The organism is Paenarthrobacter sp. A20, assembly GCF_024168825.1.
In the GTDB taxonomy this organism is placed as follows: Bacteria; Actinomycetota; Actinomycetes; order Actinomycetales; family Micrococcaceae; genus Arthrobacter.
Window position 1 is genome coordinate 4,845,951 of record NZ_JALJWH010000001.1, and the last position, 14,211, is coordinate 4,860,161.

Consider the following 14,211-nt stretch of genomic DNA (forward strand, 5'->3'; position numbering starts at 1 on the left):
TGAGAAAATGCCAGCATGCCTACTGAGACCACCACCAAGCGCGGACGGCCCGGTTACGACCAGCAGTCGGTGCTCCGCATCGCCGTCGACGTCTTCAACCGCCACGGGTACGACGCTACGTCCATGGGCATCCTGGCCGAGAACCTCGGGATCTCAAAATCGGCCATCTACCACCACGTGCCGTCCAAGGGCGATCTCCTGAAGCTCGCCCTTGACCACGCGTTGGGCGGTTTGGAGGCCATCCTGGAGGAGCCATCTGCCAGCACCGGCCCCGCCGACGCACGGCTTGAGTTCGTGCTCCGGCAGACCATCGCGGTGCTGGTGGACCGGCTGCCCTTCGTAACCCTGCTGCTGCGTCTACGCGGCAACACGGAGATCGAGCGGGACGCACTGGAACGCCGCCGCGCTTTCGACCACAAGGTAGCTGCCCTGATTTCCGCGGCCCGGGAAGATGGTTCGCTGCGCCAGGACATCGATCCCCGCACGGTCACGCGCCTGCTGTTCGGCACCATCAACTCGATCGTGGAGTGGTACAAGCCGGGCGGCTCGCTGTCCCCCGAGAAGCTCGCCGATGACGTCATCACCATGGCCTTCGACGGGCTCCACACAGCCGCCTGACCACCTCCGTGGCCAACGGTCGCCTAGGGAACTGTGGGTACGAAGTGCTTGACACCGACCGGGCGGCTGCTATTTTTGTGCCCATCGGGTTCGTGTTCCACCCTTGTCGGATTCCTCCCGCACGGCGCGCACCCTGAAAGCAGGACGCCGTGGAGATTGACCAATGACCGCGTCACTGGCGTTCAGCATCCTCACCTATCTTCTCGCTTTGGGACTGGGCGGCTTCGCAGTCATCCACTACGCCCGCAAACGTAAACCGGTGCTGCGCAGCTTGGGGTTGACCCTCAATCGATGGCTGCCGATCGACATCGCCGTTGGGCTTGCGATCACGTTCGTTGCGATCGGGCTGGTCTTCGTCGTCGAACTCCTCCTGGGTGTAGTCGCGGTCCAGCCGGGAACGCTCACCTGGTCCTCGTTCGCCAGCGAAGTGCTGGTCCCGCTGATTCAGGCCGCGGCCCTGGAAGAGTTCCTCTTCCGCGTCCTTCTCCTCAGCGGCGTGGCCATCCTGCTCTCGCGACTGACACACGGTCGGTGGATCGCTGTGCTCCTGACTGCAGCGCTCTTCGGGGCCGGCCACTTGGGCAACGACGGTGCCACAGCGGTCTCTGCCTTCGGCACAGGCCTTGGCGGCGTGATCTACGCCGTTGCGTTCCTCGCAACCCGCAGCGTGTGGTTGCCGTTCGGCCTTCACCTCGGCTGGAACATGGCCCAGGGGCTGTTCGGCTTCCCGATCAGCGGCAACATCGTTCCCGGATGGTTTTCGACAGCCTCTACCGGCCCCGAACTTCTCAACGGCGGCGCTTACGGCCCCGAAGGCGGCATCCCCGGAATGCTGGCCCGCGTGTTGATCATCGCCATGGTGTTCGCCTACGTGAAGACCCGCTGGCCGGACGGCAGTATCGCCACCCTGCGGTTCGCGCCAGCCCCGGAGAAACGCAGCGCCGTTCTCCAACCAACAACCTGAAAGGAATCGCCATGCGGATAGCACCCAAGGTTTGGATCGGCCTCGCTATTTGGATCGGCTACGTGGTGGTCGTGACCGCCATCCAACTACTCTCCGGCATCCCCTATCCAGAGCTCAGTGCCAGCGCCTCAAACGTATGGCGGGCCATCGTGGTCTCCCTCAGCATCGGGAGCATACTACTGGCCGCCACCGCGTGGTGGCTTGGCTGGTGGAAACCAGCCCTGCGCGATCGCCATCGCGCGCCCCACAAATGGCCAATCATTGCCCCTCTAGTGCTCCTGCTGGCCGCACTCGTGAATTTTGCCGGCACCGATTGGTCCAAGTTCGACGCCGGATTCCTCCTCGCGCTACTCACATTCGGTGTCCTGGTCGGCTTCGCCGAGGAATTCAGCACCCGTGGCCTGGTGCTCGTCGCCCTGCGCTCAAAGCTCGGCGAAGGATGGGTATGGTTCCTCTCCAGCCTGATGTTCGGGCTAATGCACGCCGTCAACTTCTTCGCCGGACAGGCACTGTCGCCAACATTGACCCAAGTCGTCCTGACGTTCGCGCTGGGAACCGGGTTCTACATCCTGCGACGCACCACCGGCACCCTGCTCTGGGCCATGGCCCTGCACGCAATCTGGGACATCTCCACCTTCACCGTCGCCTACGCACCCACCGAATTGGCTGGCCTGGCCGGCCCGATCCAATACCTCAGCGCAATCCTCGCCGTCGCGTTCGTTTACTGGGCGATCAAGGGAGCCAACGAACGGACCGCTGTCACCACCCCAGACCCAGCCCTCAGATAGGCGTTTTTTCAGCGGCTTGTTCGAGCCTTTTTGGCGCGGATGCCCGATTCCTACGAAGAACGGTGAGAGAGGGAACCCCTCAAACCCGACAGGCGTGAGAGAGGGAACCCCTCAAACCCGACAGGCGTGAGAGAAGGAACCCCTCAAACCCGACAGGCGTGAGAGAAGGAACCCCTCAAACCCGACAGGCGTGAGAGAGGGTTACTTCTCCACGAGCGTCAGGACGTCGTAGGTGGCTACGATTTCGTCGTTCTGGTTGGTCAGGACGGCGTCCCAGGCAACTTCGCCGTATTCATCAGTCTCGCGCGGGGTGATCTTCTTGGCCGTCAAGGTGACACGGATGGAGTCGCCGGCCGCAACGGGCGTGATGAAGCGCAGGTTCTCCAGGCCGTAGTTGGCCAGGACGGGACCCGGTGCGGGCTCGACAAACAGTCCGGCAGCCCAGCTCAACAGCAGGTAGCCGTGGGCCACGATGCCGGGGAAGAACGGGTTGGCTTCGGCGGCTTCCTGGTTGGTGTGCGCGTAGAAGGTGTCGCCCGTGGAGTTCGCAAAGGCAGTGATGTCCTCGAGCTTGACCTCACGGAGTTCAGAACGCACGGCATCGCCGATGCGCAAGGTTGAGAGGTGCTTACGGAACGGGTGCTCCCCCTCGGTTTCCACCGTGAAGTTGCGGTCGGCTCCGGTGTGCCACTGGCCGGTAACAGCAGTGAGCATGTTGGGGGAGCCCTGGATGGCGGTGCGCTGCATGTGGTGCAGGACGGAGCGGATGCCGCCCAGTTCCTCGCCGCCACCTGCGCGGCCGGGACCACCATGGACCAGGTGCGGGACAGGTGAGCCGTGACCGGTGGACGAGCGCGCATCTTCACGGTTGAGCATATGGACGCGTCCGTGGTGGGCTGCGATGCCGGTGACCAGCTCGCGGGCTACAGCAGGATCGTTGGTGCACACGGAGGCCACCAGGGAGCCGGAGCCGCGGGCCGCAAGACGGATAGCGTCGGCAAGGTCCGTATAGCCAATGACTGACGATACGGGTCCGAATGCTTCCAGCGAGTGGACTTCTTCGGTCTCAGCATCGGCCCAGCTTAGGAGCACGGGAGACATGAAGGCACCGTCCGCCACGACCCCCACTTCGCCGCCAACTGAGGTGACCGACGGCGTATCGAGAGATCCGTACGCAAGCTCGCCACCGGCGTCGAGCATGGATTGCACAGCAGCGCGGACGTCGGCGAGCTGCTCCAGCGAAGCCAGGGCGCCCATGGTGACGCCGTCTGCACGGGGGTCACCGACGACGACGCGCTCGTTGATGCGGGCGCCGACGGCGGCAGCAACCTCAGCGGTGAGCTGCTGCGGCACGATGATGCGGCGGATGGCGGTGCACTTCTGGCCCGCCTTGACAGTCATTTCGGTGACCACTGCCTTGACGAAGGCGTCGAACTCTGGCGTGCCCGGAACGGCATCAGGGCCGAGGATGGCGGCGTTCAGGGAGTCGGTTTCAGAGGTAAAGCGGACGCCGCCCTGAACAACATTGCTGTGGCTCTTCAGCGAGTTGGCGGTTGATGCCGAGCCCGTGAAGGACACGAGGTCGCGGTAGTCGAGCTCGTCCAGGATGGTCCGGGCCGAACCGGAGATGAGCTGCAGGGAACCGGCCGGGAGGATACCCGATTCGACTATTGCCTTGACCGCAGCGGCGGCCACGTAACCAGTGGGCGTTGCGGGCTTCACGATGGTGGGAACGCCGGCAAGGAATGCGGGAGCAAACTTCTCCAACATGCCCCACACGGGGAAGTTGAAGGCGTTGATCTGCACCGCGACGCCGGGAATGCGGGTGTAGATGTGCTCGCCGGCGAAGGAGCCATCCTTGGACAGCACCTCCATGGGGCCGTCCACCACAACCTGCGAGTTGGGCAGTTCACGGCGGCCCTTGGATCCGAACGTGAAGAGCACGCCGATGCCGCCGTCGATGTCGATCATGTTGTCGATCTTGGTGGCACCGCTCTGCGACGAGGACTCATAGAGCTCCTGGCGCCGGCCGTTGAGGTACTGGGCAAGCTCCTTGAGCTTGAGGGCGCGCTGGTGGAACGTCAGTTTCCCGAGTTCGGCCTGGCCTGTGGTGCGGGCGTAATTTACGACGGCGGCAAGGTCCAGTCCGTCGGTGCTCACGTTGGCCAGGACTTCTCCGGTGCTGGCATCGCGAACCGGGACCTTCTTGGCGTCTGGCGCCGGGGTCCACCAGGCATCCTGAACGTAACTGGGGACGGTTGCAACGGCTGTGGTTTCCGGGGCGACTGCGGTAGTGGTCATCGTCGACGGGTCCTTCCAAGGCACGTGAAATCGGCACGGTCAATGCTGACTGGAGCCAACATTACTGACCGGCCGTTCGGTAATATATACAGGGTACATGAATGCCCGGAGGAGTACAGCAGTAATTTCCAGGGACGCCGAAGGGCCGGCCCCTTTGTGGGGAGCCGACCCTTCGTTTCGCTTGTTTGGATGCCGAGTCTAGTTGGCGCCGAATTTGGTGTTGTAGCGGAACATGAAAGCTGCCATCGCGTCACGGTTCACCGGCTGCAACGGACGGAACGACTTAGTGTTGCCCGCCTCGGCCCAGCCCGTGGAGATCCCCTGCGCCGCGAGCCAGGTGATCTCCTTGTAGAACTGCGCACCCACCGGAACATCAACAAACGGCGAAACCTTCGGCGCCGTGAACTCAGGCTCCCCCGCCAGCCGGTACATGAACGCCGCCATCGCATCACGGTTCACCGCCTGCAACGGACGATACGTCTTGGACTTGTCAGCCTCGACCCACCCCGTCGAGATCCCCTTATCGGCAAGCCAGGTGATCTCTTTATAGAACTGCGTACCAACAGGAAGATCCTTGAACGGAGTCACCGCAGGAGCCGTGAAAGCAGGCTTGCCAGCCAACCGGTACATGAACGCAGCCATCGCATCACGGTTCACCGGAGACAACGGCTGATACGTCCTGGACCCATTCGCCTCCCACCCCGTGGAAATACCCTTGTCCGCCAACCACTGGATCTCATCCTGGAACTGCGCCCCCAACGGAACGTCATCAAAGCCACGAGTACCTTGAGTAGCCGTGGCATAACTCAACGTCCCAATATCCGTGTTCTGACCCACTGCGGTCGCAACCGACCTGGCATTGGCCTCAGCAAGAACATTCCCCGAGAAAATCGGCCCCAGGCCTTCAGGCTCAGCTACTACGAAGTAGAACCCCGTGGTCAGGCCGGTAACCTTAAAAGTTCCGTCAGCCGCTGTCCTTCCCGGACGAGTAGTGAAGGACCCATCCTTGGTGTAGACACGGATCGGCACCTCGCTCAAAGGAGCGCCGTTGGCGCCGAGGACCTTGCCCGTCAGCGTTCCGCCCACGCGAACGGTTGCATTGATGTTCTCAGCGGTCTGCCCGGCAGCAACCGTCACTGGCGTGGCATTGGCGGCACCCCCGGATTCCGGGAGGTCCTTGTACAGCTGGCCCTCGTAGGTGGTCCAGTACCCCTTGGTGCGGTTGAACCCGACCTTGTAGGAACCGGGCAGCAGGTTCTTGAGGGAGTAGGTGGTCTGCGACGTTTCCATGACTGTGGAAGAAGCCACCGTACCGTCCGCAGTCACCGCTGTGATGCCCATCCCCGGGCCACTCATCGACGGGCCCGGCGCGGGTGCCCCGGCGACGGAACCAGAGATAGTGGCAGCTGCAACAGCGGAGTCGTGGATTCCAGTGAGCTTTTGGCCGTCGGTCACGGTGATCCAGGGCGACTTGGCAGGGTCAGCAACCCCCTTGTGCCACATGTTGGCCCACGTGTCGTTAAAAGCGCGGTAATGGAGCTTGTACGTGCCAGCCTTGAGACCACCAATCGTGAAGTTACCCAAGTTATCCGAGCTGAGGAACGCTGATCCTGCGAAATCGTTCAGGGCAAAGTCCGGGCCGGCCTCCACCATGACCTGGCCGTTGTAGGCAGCAGCACCAGCCGGAACCGAGAGCTTTCCAGAGATCATTGCGGCCGGTTTCAGCGTTTGATCGATGCCGCTGGTGGTGGCACCCTCTGTAACGTTCACCGGTGTCGCTGCGCCGCCCGGAGACGTCGAATACGACGTGCGCAAAACGGGCGAGGGCTCAGGAGAGTAGCTGAAGCCCACTTCATGTGTGCCGGTAGGCAACCCGATGACTGTGTATGTGCCGTCTGCTGCTGGATTGGCGGGCAATCCGGCATTTGCGTTAACGCTGACCTTGGTCACGTCCACGCCGGCAGGTACGGTGACCTTTCCTGAGATCTTGCCGCCGATGGTCAGGGTCTGGTTGATCCCGGTCACCACTGCACCGGCCGCAACGGGAATGACGGTCGCTTGGCTTTCCTTACGACCTCCATACCAAGTGGAGGTGAGTTCGGGCGCGGCAAAGGTACTAAAGCTGACTTTGTACTGCCCGGCTTCGAGCCCGGTGAGAGTGAAGGTGCCGTTGGCTTGGACTTGGGCATAGCTGTACGACGGGCTAAGTGTTTGCACCGTAATTTTCGTTACGTCAAAGCCCTCGGGCACCGTGACCGTTCCGGAAATACTTCCCGTGGCCGCTGCAAACGCCGGGGACGCAAACCCAGCGGGCAATGCGCCCAGAATAAGTGCTGCTAACAGTGTGAGAGCGAGCCGAAAACGGCCGCGAGAAATACCCCTCATGGGTCCCCCGATTTTCATGCGAATGAAGGGGTCGCTGGGTTGGCGACCCGTCGCGATCCTAGTGCATGAAAACGGTTATTCGAAACGCCGGATATATGTGAAGTGAGAGAAGGCTTCGGGCTGCTTTAGCCCTTGCCCCCGAGCTTCTTCACCAACAGGAGCGGCTTTTTGAGGAACTCCCCTACGCTGGTCCGGACGACGATGGTCTGGTTCAGGGCGTCGAGCCGCTCCAGCACGTGGTCGAGCTTGGCGGCGGCTTCGTCGAGGCGACGCTGCTGGGCACGGATCAGCTCCTCCTGCTCGGCCAAGACTTGCGTCAGGTAGAGCATGGTGCCGAGCCCGCCCTGGGCAACACCCTCTCGAAGGTGCTCATCGCGGACCAACGCATCGTAGCGGGCGTGCTCGGCGGCTTTGGCGAAGATACTGTTCCCGTCATGCCCCTCGGACTCAGGCCGCTGGGACCAGAACGCGAGGGGTTCACCGTCGAGGAATCCAACGCGCGAGTGGCTGAGGACCCGCAGGTGGAACTCCCAGTCGCCCACCACAGGGAGGTCTTCGTTGTAGTACCCCACGGCGTCGTGGAGGCTGCGACGGTACAGGAAGGAAATGGGGACAGCCCGGTTGATCTTCAGCATGTCGGCAAGGGTGATTTGCTGCATGTCCGCCCAAAAGATCTCGCGGCGGATCGGCTCAATCCGGTCTGCCACGAGCTCTTCGATGACGATCTCGGTGCGGACCATGACGCCGCTCTCGGCTCCGTGGGCAGGATCATCCAGGTAGGCGACCGTGCTCTCCAGGAAGTTCGGCGCCCAAAAATCATCGTCGTCGTGGATCACGATGAAGTCGCCTGAGCCGGCTTTGATGCCCGCGTTGGAGGCGGCCTCCATCCCTACGGATTCGGCATGGTGGAGCGTGATGATGCGTTCCCGCTCGGCTTCAGGCCGCTGGGAGGTGAGGCGATCGACGTCGACCGGGTCGCCGCCGTCGTTCACGATCACCACCTCGAAGTCCCGGAAAGTCTGGGCGAAAATGTCGTCCAGGGCCCGTGCCAGGAAGATTGGGCGGTTCTTGGTACGGGTCACGATGGTGACGCGGGCACCGGCATTCATGGCTGGTCCATTCCGTTCGGGAAGTGTGATCAATCCTGCATGTTAGCAGCGCCCGGAAGCCCGGAGCCCAGCTTTGCCCGAACCGCCGCGATCTGAACCTCAGTGACGCCGTTGGTCGTCAGGAAAGTCACCGCGTCGATCGAACCAAGGAAGTCCCGAAGGCTCGCCCGACGCTGCGCCAGCATTGCCTCAAGGTCGTCGCCGGAAAGGTACGGGTCGTGCGCGTGAGGCGCCCCATGTGTGCGGTGTCGCTCGTTGATCCCGCGGGCAGCGAGCTCGTAGCCGCGCACGATCTCCTCTTGGTCGATGTCCGCCAGCTGCTGGAGGAGCAGGGCGATCACACCACTGCGGTCCCTGCCCGCCGAGCAGTGAACAACCACCTTTCCCGGGGACGCGGCGATGGCTTTGAACACCGCGGCAATTTTCTCCCCGAAAAGCTGCAAATAGTCACCGTACTGCGCAGGGTCCTTTAGATAGGGGCCAAACAGTTCACTGAAGCCGCTATGGTCAGGATCCTCTGTTGGGCAATGGACGACGTCGATACGGGCCTTCACGTGGTCCGGCACCTTGGGATCGGTATCGCGTTGGCGACGTTCGCGGGAGGCACGGAGATCGATCACGGTGCGGACGCCGTCGTCGTACATCTGCTGCCAACCCGTCCCGGTGAGCCATTCGTGCCGACCCATCCGGTACACGTCTCCGGCAACGTGCCAGGCGTTGACGGCGCCATCCCACCGAACAGCGTGGTGAGCTGAGGTTGTCCCATCCATAGGAGCCAGCTAAGCACATTGGACGGCCTGGATGTGAGTGTTCGCTGAGGGGTTGGCTCTCGGGATTATCACGCGCGCCTAATGCCGAGAGCTCACCCCTCGGCGGCGTATTTCGACAGCCTGAACTCGAGGCCGTTGCGCACCGCGGGCCATTCGTGGTCAAGGATGGAGAACACCACAGTGTCGCGGAGCGCACCGTCGGCGCTGCGCGAGTGGTTCCGGAGCACGCCGTCCTGCTTCGCTCCGAGCCGGGCAATCGCGTCACGGGACTGTTGGTTCAACCAGTGCGTGCGGAATTCCACGGCCGGGCAACCCAGTGTTTCGAAGGCGTGCCGAAGGAGCAACAGCTTGGAATCCGGGTTGGTTCCCGTGCCGTGCGCCGAAGCAGCATTCCACGTCGAACCGATCTCCACGCGCGGCGTTACGGCGTCGATGTTCATGTACGTCGTCATGCCGATGAGCTTGCCCGTCGCCGTGGACCGCGTGGCAAACGGCAGCATGGAACCTTTGGCTTGCAGGTCCAGGCGCCGGTCGATCTCGGCGGCCATGCCCTCCGGCGTCGGGACTGAGGTGTACCAGAGCTTCCACAGTTCGCCGTCGCGGGCTGCGTCCACCAGCCCATCGTGGTGCTCCGGGCTCAGCGGTTCAAGCGTCACGAATTTTCCAGTCAGGGTGATGGGTTCGATTGAAGTCACCCGGTTAGCCTAACCGCCTGCGGGCGTCAGTCGTTCCAGTCGAAGAAGCCCTTGCCTGTCTTGCGTCCGAGCTCGCCACGGGCCACTTTGTCCCGGAGGATCTGCGGCGGAGCGAAACGGTCGCCGAGCGTGGAGTGCAGGTACTCCGCAATGCCAAGCCGGACGTCCAGGCCCACAATGTCGGTGGTCTTCAGCGGACCTGTGGGGTGCTTGTAGCCCAGGACCATGGCGGCATCAATGTCCTCCGCGGACGCGACGCCCTCTTCCACCATGCGCATGGCCTCCAGGGCGATCGCCACACCCAGGCGGGAGGATGCGAACCCGGGCGCGTCATTGACGACGACGGCGGTCTTGCCAAGTGCCTCGGTCCAGCTTTTCGCCGCAACAGCGAGTTCGGGAGACGTTTCCTTGGCCAGCACCACCTCAATGAGGGTAGAGGCGGGCACCGGGTTGAAGAAGTGCAGGCCAACGAAGTTGGCGGGCCGGCGGAGTTCGTTGGCGAGTCCGGTGACTGACAAGGAAGAGGTGTTGGATGCCAGGAAAGCATCCGCTGAAAGGTGCTCTTCAACGGCTTTCAGAGCGGTGACTTTGAGTTGGTAGTCCTCAGGCACGGCTTCCACCACAAGGCCACAGTGGATGAACGACTCGTAATCCGTGGAGGTGCTGAAGCGGGCCATGGCTGCTTCGGGGGCCTCGCTCAAGGTTCCACGGGCTGCAGACTTGGCAACCGCCTCGGCTACGCGGCCTTGCGCTCCGGCAGCCGCCTCGTGATCACGCTCCACCACGATCACGGTGGCACCCTTGGTGAGGAAAGCGTGCGCGATGCCGGCACCCATCCGGCCACCGCCCAAGACTCCGACGACGTGCGGGATGGCGGGAACTGCTGTCATTTCTGGGTCCTGTCTTGCGTGGGCGCTTCAGTGTCTTGCTGGGCTTTTACCGATTTCTTATCGAGGAAGGCCTGCATGCGATCAAACTTGGCCTGGGATTCAAAGAGGATTCCCTGGGCGAGGGTATCAATCAGCGGGTGGGCTTCAGCCGGGGCGTGGAACACCGACTTGGTAATCCGGACCGCCAAGGGGTCCTGACGTCCGATCCGGTCCGCCAGCTTGTGGGCGGCATCCATCAATTCCGGGGCCTCATGGATTTCCGTGATGAGGCTGATCCGCAGTGCTTCTTCAGCCCGCAGCACGGCTCCGGCCAAGAGAATCTCCTTGGCCTTCGGCTCGCCGACAAGCTCCTTCAGTCGCCAGCTGGCACCGGCCGCGGCCAGGATTCCCAGGCCGGTTTCCGGGTTTCCAATCCTGACGCTCGGAGTTCCGATGCGGAAGTCCGCCGCGTAGGCGAGTTCAGCGCCCCCACCCAGGCAATATCCGTCCAAGGCCGCGATGACGGGCATGGGAAGCTTGGCGATCCGGACAAAGATGGTGGAGTTGATCCCCTGTAAGGCGTCATCCCGACGGCGTTCCCGCAACTGGCCAATATCGGCACCGGAGGCAAACACGCCCTCGGTTCCGGCGATGATCAGTACCTTGGGGCTCCGCTCCAGTTCAGCGCAGACCAGGTGGAGCTCGTCCACCATTTTCTGGTCAATCGCATTGCGGACCTCGGGGCGGTTCAGGAGAACGGTGAGGCGGTCTTCGCGTTCCTCGATGAGCAGCGTGCTGAAGTCTTTCGGGTTCAGTGCCATTACACGCCTTCCAGCAGCATCGCGGTGCCTTGTCCGACGCCGATGCACATCGTCGCCAACCCGAGCTTCGGTCCAGTCCCGGAGGCGAGTTCGCGCTCCATCCGGCCCAACAGCGTGATGGCGATACGTGAGCCGCTGGAACCGAGCGGGTGCCCCAAGCTGATGGCGCCGCCGTCGTTGTTCACGATGTCAGGGTTCAACCCGAGGCGACGCATACTCGCGAGTGACTGCGTGGCGAATGCTTCGTTCAGTTCCACGGCGCCGAGCTGATCCGCGCTGAGGCCCGTACGCGCAAGGATTTTCTGAGTAGCCGGAACAGGACCAATGCCCATGATTTCCGGCTCGCAACCGGCTGAAGCTCCATCGACGATGCGGGCGCGTGGGATAAGGCCGAACTTCTTGATGGCTGCCTCTGACGCCACGATAATGGCCGATGCGCCATCGTTCAGGGTGGAAGAGTTGCCGGCCGTGACCACGGATCCGCCAGGGACCACAGGCCGCAGCTTGGCCAGGACGTCCATGGTGGTGCCTTCACGGGGACCTTCATCGGTGTCCACCACTGTCGCGGACTTACGCGTCGTGACCGTGACCGGAACAATCTCGTCCTTGAAGCGGCCGCCGGCAATGGCGGCCAGCGCGCGCTCGTGCGAGCGGACGGCGAAGGCGTCAGCGTCCTCACGGGAGATGTTGTCCGCCCGGCCCACTTCCTCGGCCGTCTCCGGCATGGAGTACGTCATCTTGCCGTCACGGGAGAGCTCACCCTTGGTGAAGAGCGGGTTGGCAAAGCGCCAGCCGATGGACGTGTCGAAGATCTGTCCCGGCTTGGCGAATGCTGTGGCCGGCTTCTCCTGGACCCATGGCGCTCGGCTCATGGACTCAACGCCGCCGGCTACCACGATGTCCGCAGCACCGGACTTGATCATCTGGCTGGCCATGATGATCGCGCTGAGACCGGAGGCGCACAGGCGGTTCACCGTGATGCCAGGGATGTGGAGGGGAAGTCCCGCCAGAATGGTGGCCATACGGGCCACGTTGCGGTTCTCCTCGCCTGCGCCGTTGGCGTTGCCGAGGATCACCTCGTCAATGGAGTCAGGGTCGACGCCGGCACGCGCCACCGCTTCCCGGACCACCAACGCTGCGAGATCGTCCGGACGGACGGAGGACAGTGCCCCACCGTAGCGACCTACAGGCGTACGTGCGCCGCCAACAAGAAAAGCCTCGACCATGAGAACATCCTTCGCGAAGTGAAAGGGACCGGCCTGGGAATAATATACCGACCGTTCGTTCTATAAAGATTACACGGCACGGCGGGCCGGTCAACAGGAGAAGCTCTCCGTTAAGCCGGCCCGCCGGCCGCATCACACCACCCGGATCCCCAGATGGCCCGCCAGCAAAGGTGCCATCAGGCTGAGTTGGTAGTCGTCGATAACAACCCCCGCCAACCCCGCCAATCCATTGATCCCCCGGAACTCGGACGTCCGCAGATCAACGTCCTTGAGCTTGGCCCCAGTAACGTCCAAGGTGCCAATGGTGCAGTTCTTCAAAGCGATCCTGGTCCCGGCGCAACCACCGAGATCGAGCTCGTTGATGATGCAGTCGGAGATCTGGAGGTCCATGAGCTTGGAGCCTCGCAGGTTCACATAGTCCAGCTTGCCGCCATCGATCCGGACGGAGCGCCAGTTTCCCTCATAAAGTTCAGCTGAGCCCCACCGGGGGTTGCTGATTTCCACGTCCTGCCAGGAACTTCGCGCGGCAGTGAAGACCGGCGCATACGGCTCGGCCAGAATGCACTCCCGGAACGTGGCGCCCCGCAACTGCGCCTCGTTGAAGGAGACACCGTTCAACTCGCATTCGATGAAGTCGGAGCCGCTCAGCTCTTCTCCGTCAGCGGAAACCTTGGTCCACCTGACGCCGTCGTACCGTTCGCCACGCTGGAAGTCCGGAGCGTCGTCGTCGCGCAGTTCTTCCAAACGGACCGGTGAAATCTTAGGGGCCGCAACCTTCGCAGCCGCCATCAGAGGGATTCCGCCTTTGCTGCGATCTCCGTCAAGTCCTTGGCGAGTGCCTTGCGCGTCATGCTCATGCCGATCTTCCCGAAGAGGGCCATACCCACCTTGCTGAGGAATGACGGCTTGAGGACCTCGGCGCCGAACGTCAGCGTAAGGTCCGTTCCGCCGTCGCGCTCGGACAGGGTGAAGCGCGAGGTGTAATCAGCGCCGCCCTGAAGCGCCTTCACAGTAGTGCTGCGCGGCGGGTCGGCCTGGGACACCCACATTTCGACGGTTTCCTGCTTGCCCATCATGGTCCGGGTTTCTTTCCATCGCGTGCCTTCGCCGTACGGGCCCTCGCTGAGCAACTGGACGGAGTCGATGCCGGAGAGTGTGCCGGCCGAGCCCGGGATATCCGAGATAACGGCCCAGACTTTCTCCGGGCCTGCCTTAATGTGCTGCGTCAGGGTGGTGGTGTGTTCCATACATCGAGCCTAGTCCCGACCCCTGACAGTCCCAATGAGGGCAGTCAGCCAAGTGACCACGGCGCAGACACCAACACCCCAGGCAATGTCGGTCAACGCCACCATCGGCGGGAAGTCCTTGAGCACGGCGAGCGCCGTCAACGCCCAGGTGGAGTACGTGAAGAAGCCAAACAACGCTCCTCCCGCGGCCCGCCGACCCAGCGTGAGGTCCGCCTTCCCTGGCCGCACGCCATAGTGAACAATCCCGGCAACAAAGACTACGTAGAACAGCACCGCCGCCACTGGCTGCGGACTGGACGCTATCAGGTGTCCGATCTGGCTTTCATACTGCCGCTGCGCCACGGTGAGGATCCATACGACGTCGATCACGGCAAAAATCACTGCTGCCAGCGCGTAGGACAGAAGCCAGCGCTTCATG

14 protein-coding genes are annotated in these 14,211 nt (G+C 62.8%); 3 read left to right on the forward strand and 11 right to left on the reverse strand.

Annotated elements, in window-relative coordinates; translation table 11 throughout:
* Positions 1-15: 15 nt before the first annotated feature.
* From J3D46_RS22415 to J3D46_RS22425, 3 genes are all read left to right on the forward strand, one after another.
* Positions 16-618 carry a TetR/AcrR family transcriptional regulator gene (locus J3D46_RS22415; protein ID WP_231340450.1) on the forward strand — a complete coding sequence of 201 codons (603 nt, stop codon included), beginning with the start codon at positions 16-18 and terminating at the stop codon, positions 616-618.
* Between the two features lie 163 nt (positions 619-781).
* Positions 782-1,582, forward strand: a complete 801-nt coding sequence (locus tag J3D46_RS22420) for a CPBP family intramembrane glutamic endopeptidase (RefSeq protein ID WP_253468955.1) — start codon at positions 782-784, stop codon at positions 1,580-1,582.
* A gap of 11 nt (positions 1,583-1,593) precedes the next feature.
* The gene (locus tag J3D46_RS22425; RefSeq protein WP_253468957.1) at positions 1,594-2,370 is read left to right on the forward strand and encodes a CPBP family intramembrane glutamic endopeptidase; all 777 of its coding nucleotides are present in this window, start codon (positions 1,594-1,596) and stop codon (positions 2,368-2,370) included.
* A gap of 201 nt (positions 2,371-2,571) precedes the next feature.
* Here the strand turns inward: J3D46_RS22425 and paaZ are convergent, their stop codons facing one another.
* From paaZ to J3D46_RS22480, 11 genes are all read right to left on the reverse strand, one after another.
* Entirely contained in the window at positions 2,572-4,671 is a 2,100-nt protein-coding gene (paaZ, locus tag J3D46_RS22430) for a phenylacetic acid degradation bifunctional protein PaaZ (RefSeq protein ID WP_253468959.1), read from the reverse strand.
* A gap of 198 nt (positions 4,672-4,869) precedes the next feature.
* Positions 4,870-7,056, reverse strand: coding sequence for a carboxypeptidase regulatory-like domain-containing protein (locus J3D46_RS22435; protein ID WP_374110824.1), 2,187 nt, complete (start codon positions 7,054-7,056; stop codon positions 4,870-4,872).
* 125 nt (positions 7,057-7,181) lie between these two features.
* On the reverse strand, positions 7,182-8,198 hold the full coding sequence (locus tag J3D46_RS22440) for a glycosyltransferase family 2 protein (protein WP_253468963.1): 1,017 nt from the start codon (positions 8,196-8,198) through the stop codon (positions 7,182-7,184).
* Positions 8,195-8,935 carry a tyrosine-protein phosphatase gene (locus J3D46_RS22445; RefSeq protein WP_253468965.1) on the reverse strand — a complete coding sequence of 247 codons (741 nt, stop codon included), beginning with the start codon at positions 8,933-8,935 and terminating at the stop codon, positions 8,195-8,197. The genes J3D46_RS22440 and J3D46_RS22445 overlap by 4 nt, the downstream gene beginning before the upstream one ends.
* 92 nt (positions 8,936-9,027) lie before the next feature.
* The gene (locus tag J3D46_RS22450) at positions 9,028-9,630 is read right to left on the reverse strand and encodes a GNAT family N-acetyltransferase (RefSeq protein WP_253468967.1); all 603 of its coding nucleotides are present in this window, start codon (positions 9,628-9,630) and stop codon (positions 9,028-9,030) included.
* Positions 9,631-9,656: 26 nt separating this feature from the next.
* Positions 9,657-10,520 carry a 3-hydroxyacyl-CoA dehydrogenase family protein gene (locus tag J3D46_RS22455; protein ID WP_231340441.1) on the reverse strand — a complete coding sequence of 288 codons (864 nt, stop codon included), beginning with the start codon at positions 10,518-10,520 and terminating at the stop codon, positions 9,657-9,659.
* Complete coding sequence (locus J3D46_RS22460; RefSeq protein ID WP_253468969.1) at positions 10,517-11,320, reverse strand: enoyl-CoA hydratase/isomerase family protein; 804 nt, start codon at positions 11,318-11,320, stop codon at positions 10,517-10,519. Before J3D46_RS22460 ends, J3D46_RS22455 begins: the two co-directional genes overlap by 4 nt.
* Positions 11,320-12,546, reverse strand: coding sequence for an acetyl-CoA C-acyltransferase (locus J3D46_RS22465; RefSeq protein ID WP_253468971.1), 1,227 nt, complete (start codon positions 12,544-12,546; stop codon positions 11,320-11,322). The genes J3D46_RS22460 and J3D46_RS22465 overlap by 1 nt, the downstream gene beginning before the upstream one ends.
* Before the next feature lie 132 nt (positions 12,547-12,678).
* Positions 12,679-13,335 carry a pentapeptide repeat-containing protein gene (locus J3D46_RS22470; protein ID WP_231340438.1) on the reverse strand — a complete coding sequence of 219 codons (657 nt, stop codon included), beginning with the start codon at positions 13,333-13,335 and terminating at the stop codon, positions 12,679-12,681.
* A complete protein-coding gene (locus J3D46_RS22475; protein ID WP_231340437.1) occupies positions 13,335-13,793 on the reverse strand; it encodes an SRPBCC family protein in 459 nt (152 codons plus the stop codon). Before J3D46_RS22475 ends, J3D46_RS22470 begins: the two co-directional genes overlap by 1 nt.
* A gap of 9 nt (positions 13,794-13,802) precedes the next feature.
* Positions 13,803-14,210, reverse strand: a complete 408-nt coding sequence (locus J3D46_RS22480) for a DUF2177 family protein (protein ID WP_253468973.1) — start codon at positions 14,208-14,210, stop codon at positions 13,803-13,805.
* Position 14,211: the final 1 nt, after the last annotated feature.

Bases quoted from the DNA above. Each gene is read 5' to 3' on its own strand.
- J3D46_RS22415 (WP_231340450.1), top strand. From the start codon at position 16: ATGCCTACTGAGACCACCACCAAGCGCGGACGGCCCGGTTACGACCAG.
- J3D46_RS22420 (WP_253468955.1), top strand. From the start codon at position 782: ATGACCGCGTCACTGGCGTTCAGCATCCTCACCTATCTTCTCGCTTTG.
- J3D46_RS22425 (WP_253468957.1), top strand. From the start codon at position 1,594: ATGCGGATAGCACCCAAGGTTTGGATCGGCCTCGCTATTTGGATCGGC.
- paaZ (WP_253468959.1), bottom strand. From the start codon at position 4,671: ATGACCACTACCGCAGTCGCCCCGGAAACCACAGCCGTTGCAACCGTC.
- J3D46_RS22435 (WP_374110824.1), bottom strand. From the start codon at position 7,056: ATGAGGGGTATTTCTCGCGGCCGTTTTCGGCTCGCTCTCACACTGTTA.
- J3D46_RS22445 (WP_253468965.1), bottom strand. From the start codon at position 8,935: ATGGATGGGACAACCTCAGCTCACCACGCTGTTCGGTGGGATGGCGCC.
- J3D46_RS22455 (WP_231340441.1), bottom strand. From the start codon at position 10,520: ATGACAGCAGTTCCCGCCATCCCGCACGTCGTCGGAGTCTTGGGCGGT.
- J3D46_RS22460 (WP_253468969.1), bottom strand. From the start codon at position 11,320: ATGGCACTGAACCCGAAAGACTTCAGCACGCTGCTCATCGAGGAACGC.
- J3D46_RS22465 (WP_253468971.1), bottom strand. From the start codon at position 12,546: ATGGTCGAGGCTTTTCTTGTTGGCGGCGCACGTACGCCTGTAGGTCGC.
- J3D46_RS22470 (WP_231340438.1), bottom strand. From the start codon at position 13,335: ATGGCGGCTGCGAAGGTTGCGGCCCCTAAGATTTCACCGGTCCGTTTG.
- J3D46_RS22475 (WP_231340437.1), bottom strand. From the start codon at position 13,793: ATGGAACACACCACCACCCTGACGCAGCACATTAAGGCAGGCCCGGAG.
- J3D46_RS22480 (WP_253468973.1), bottom strand. From the start codon at position 14,210: ATGAAGCGCTGGCTTCTGTCCTACGCGCTGGCAGCAGTGATTTTTGCC.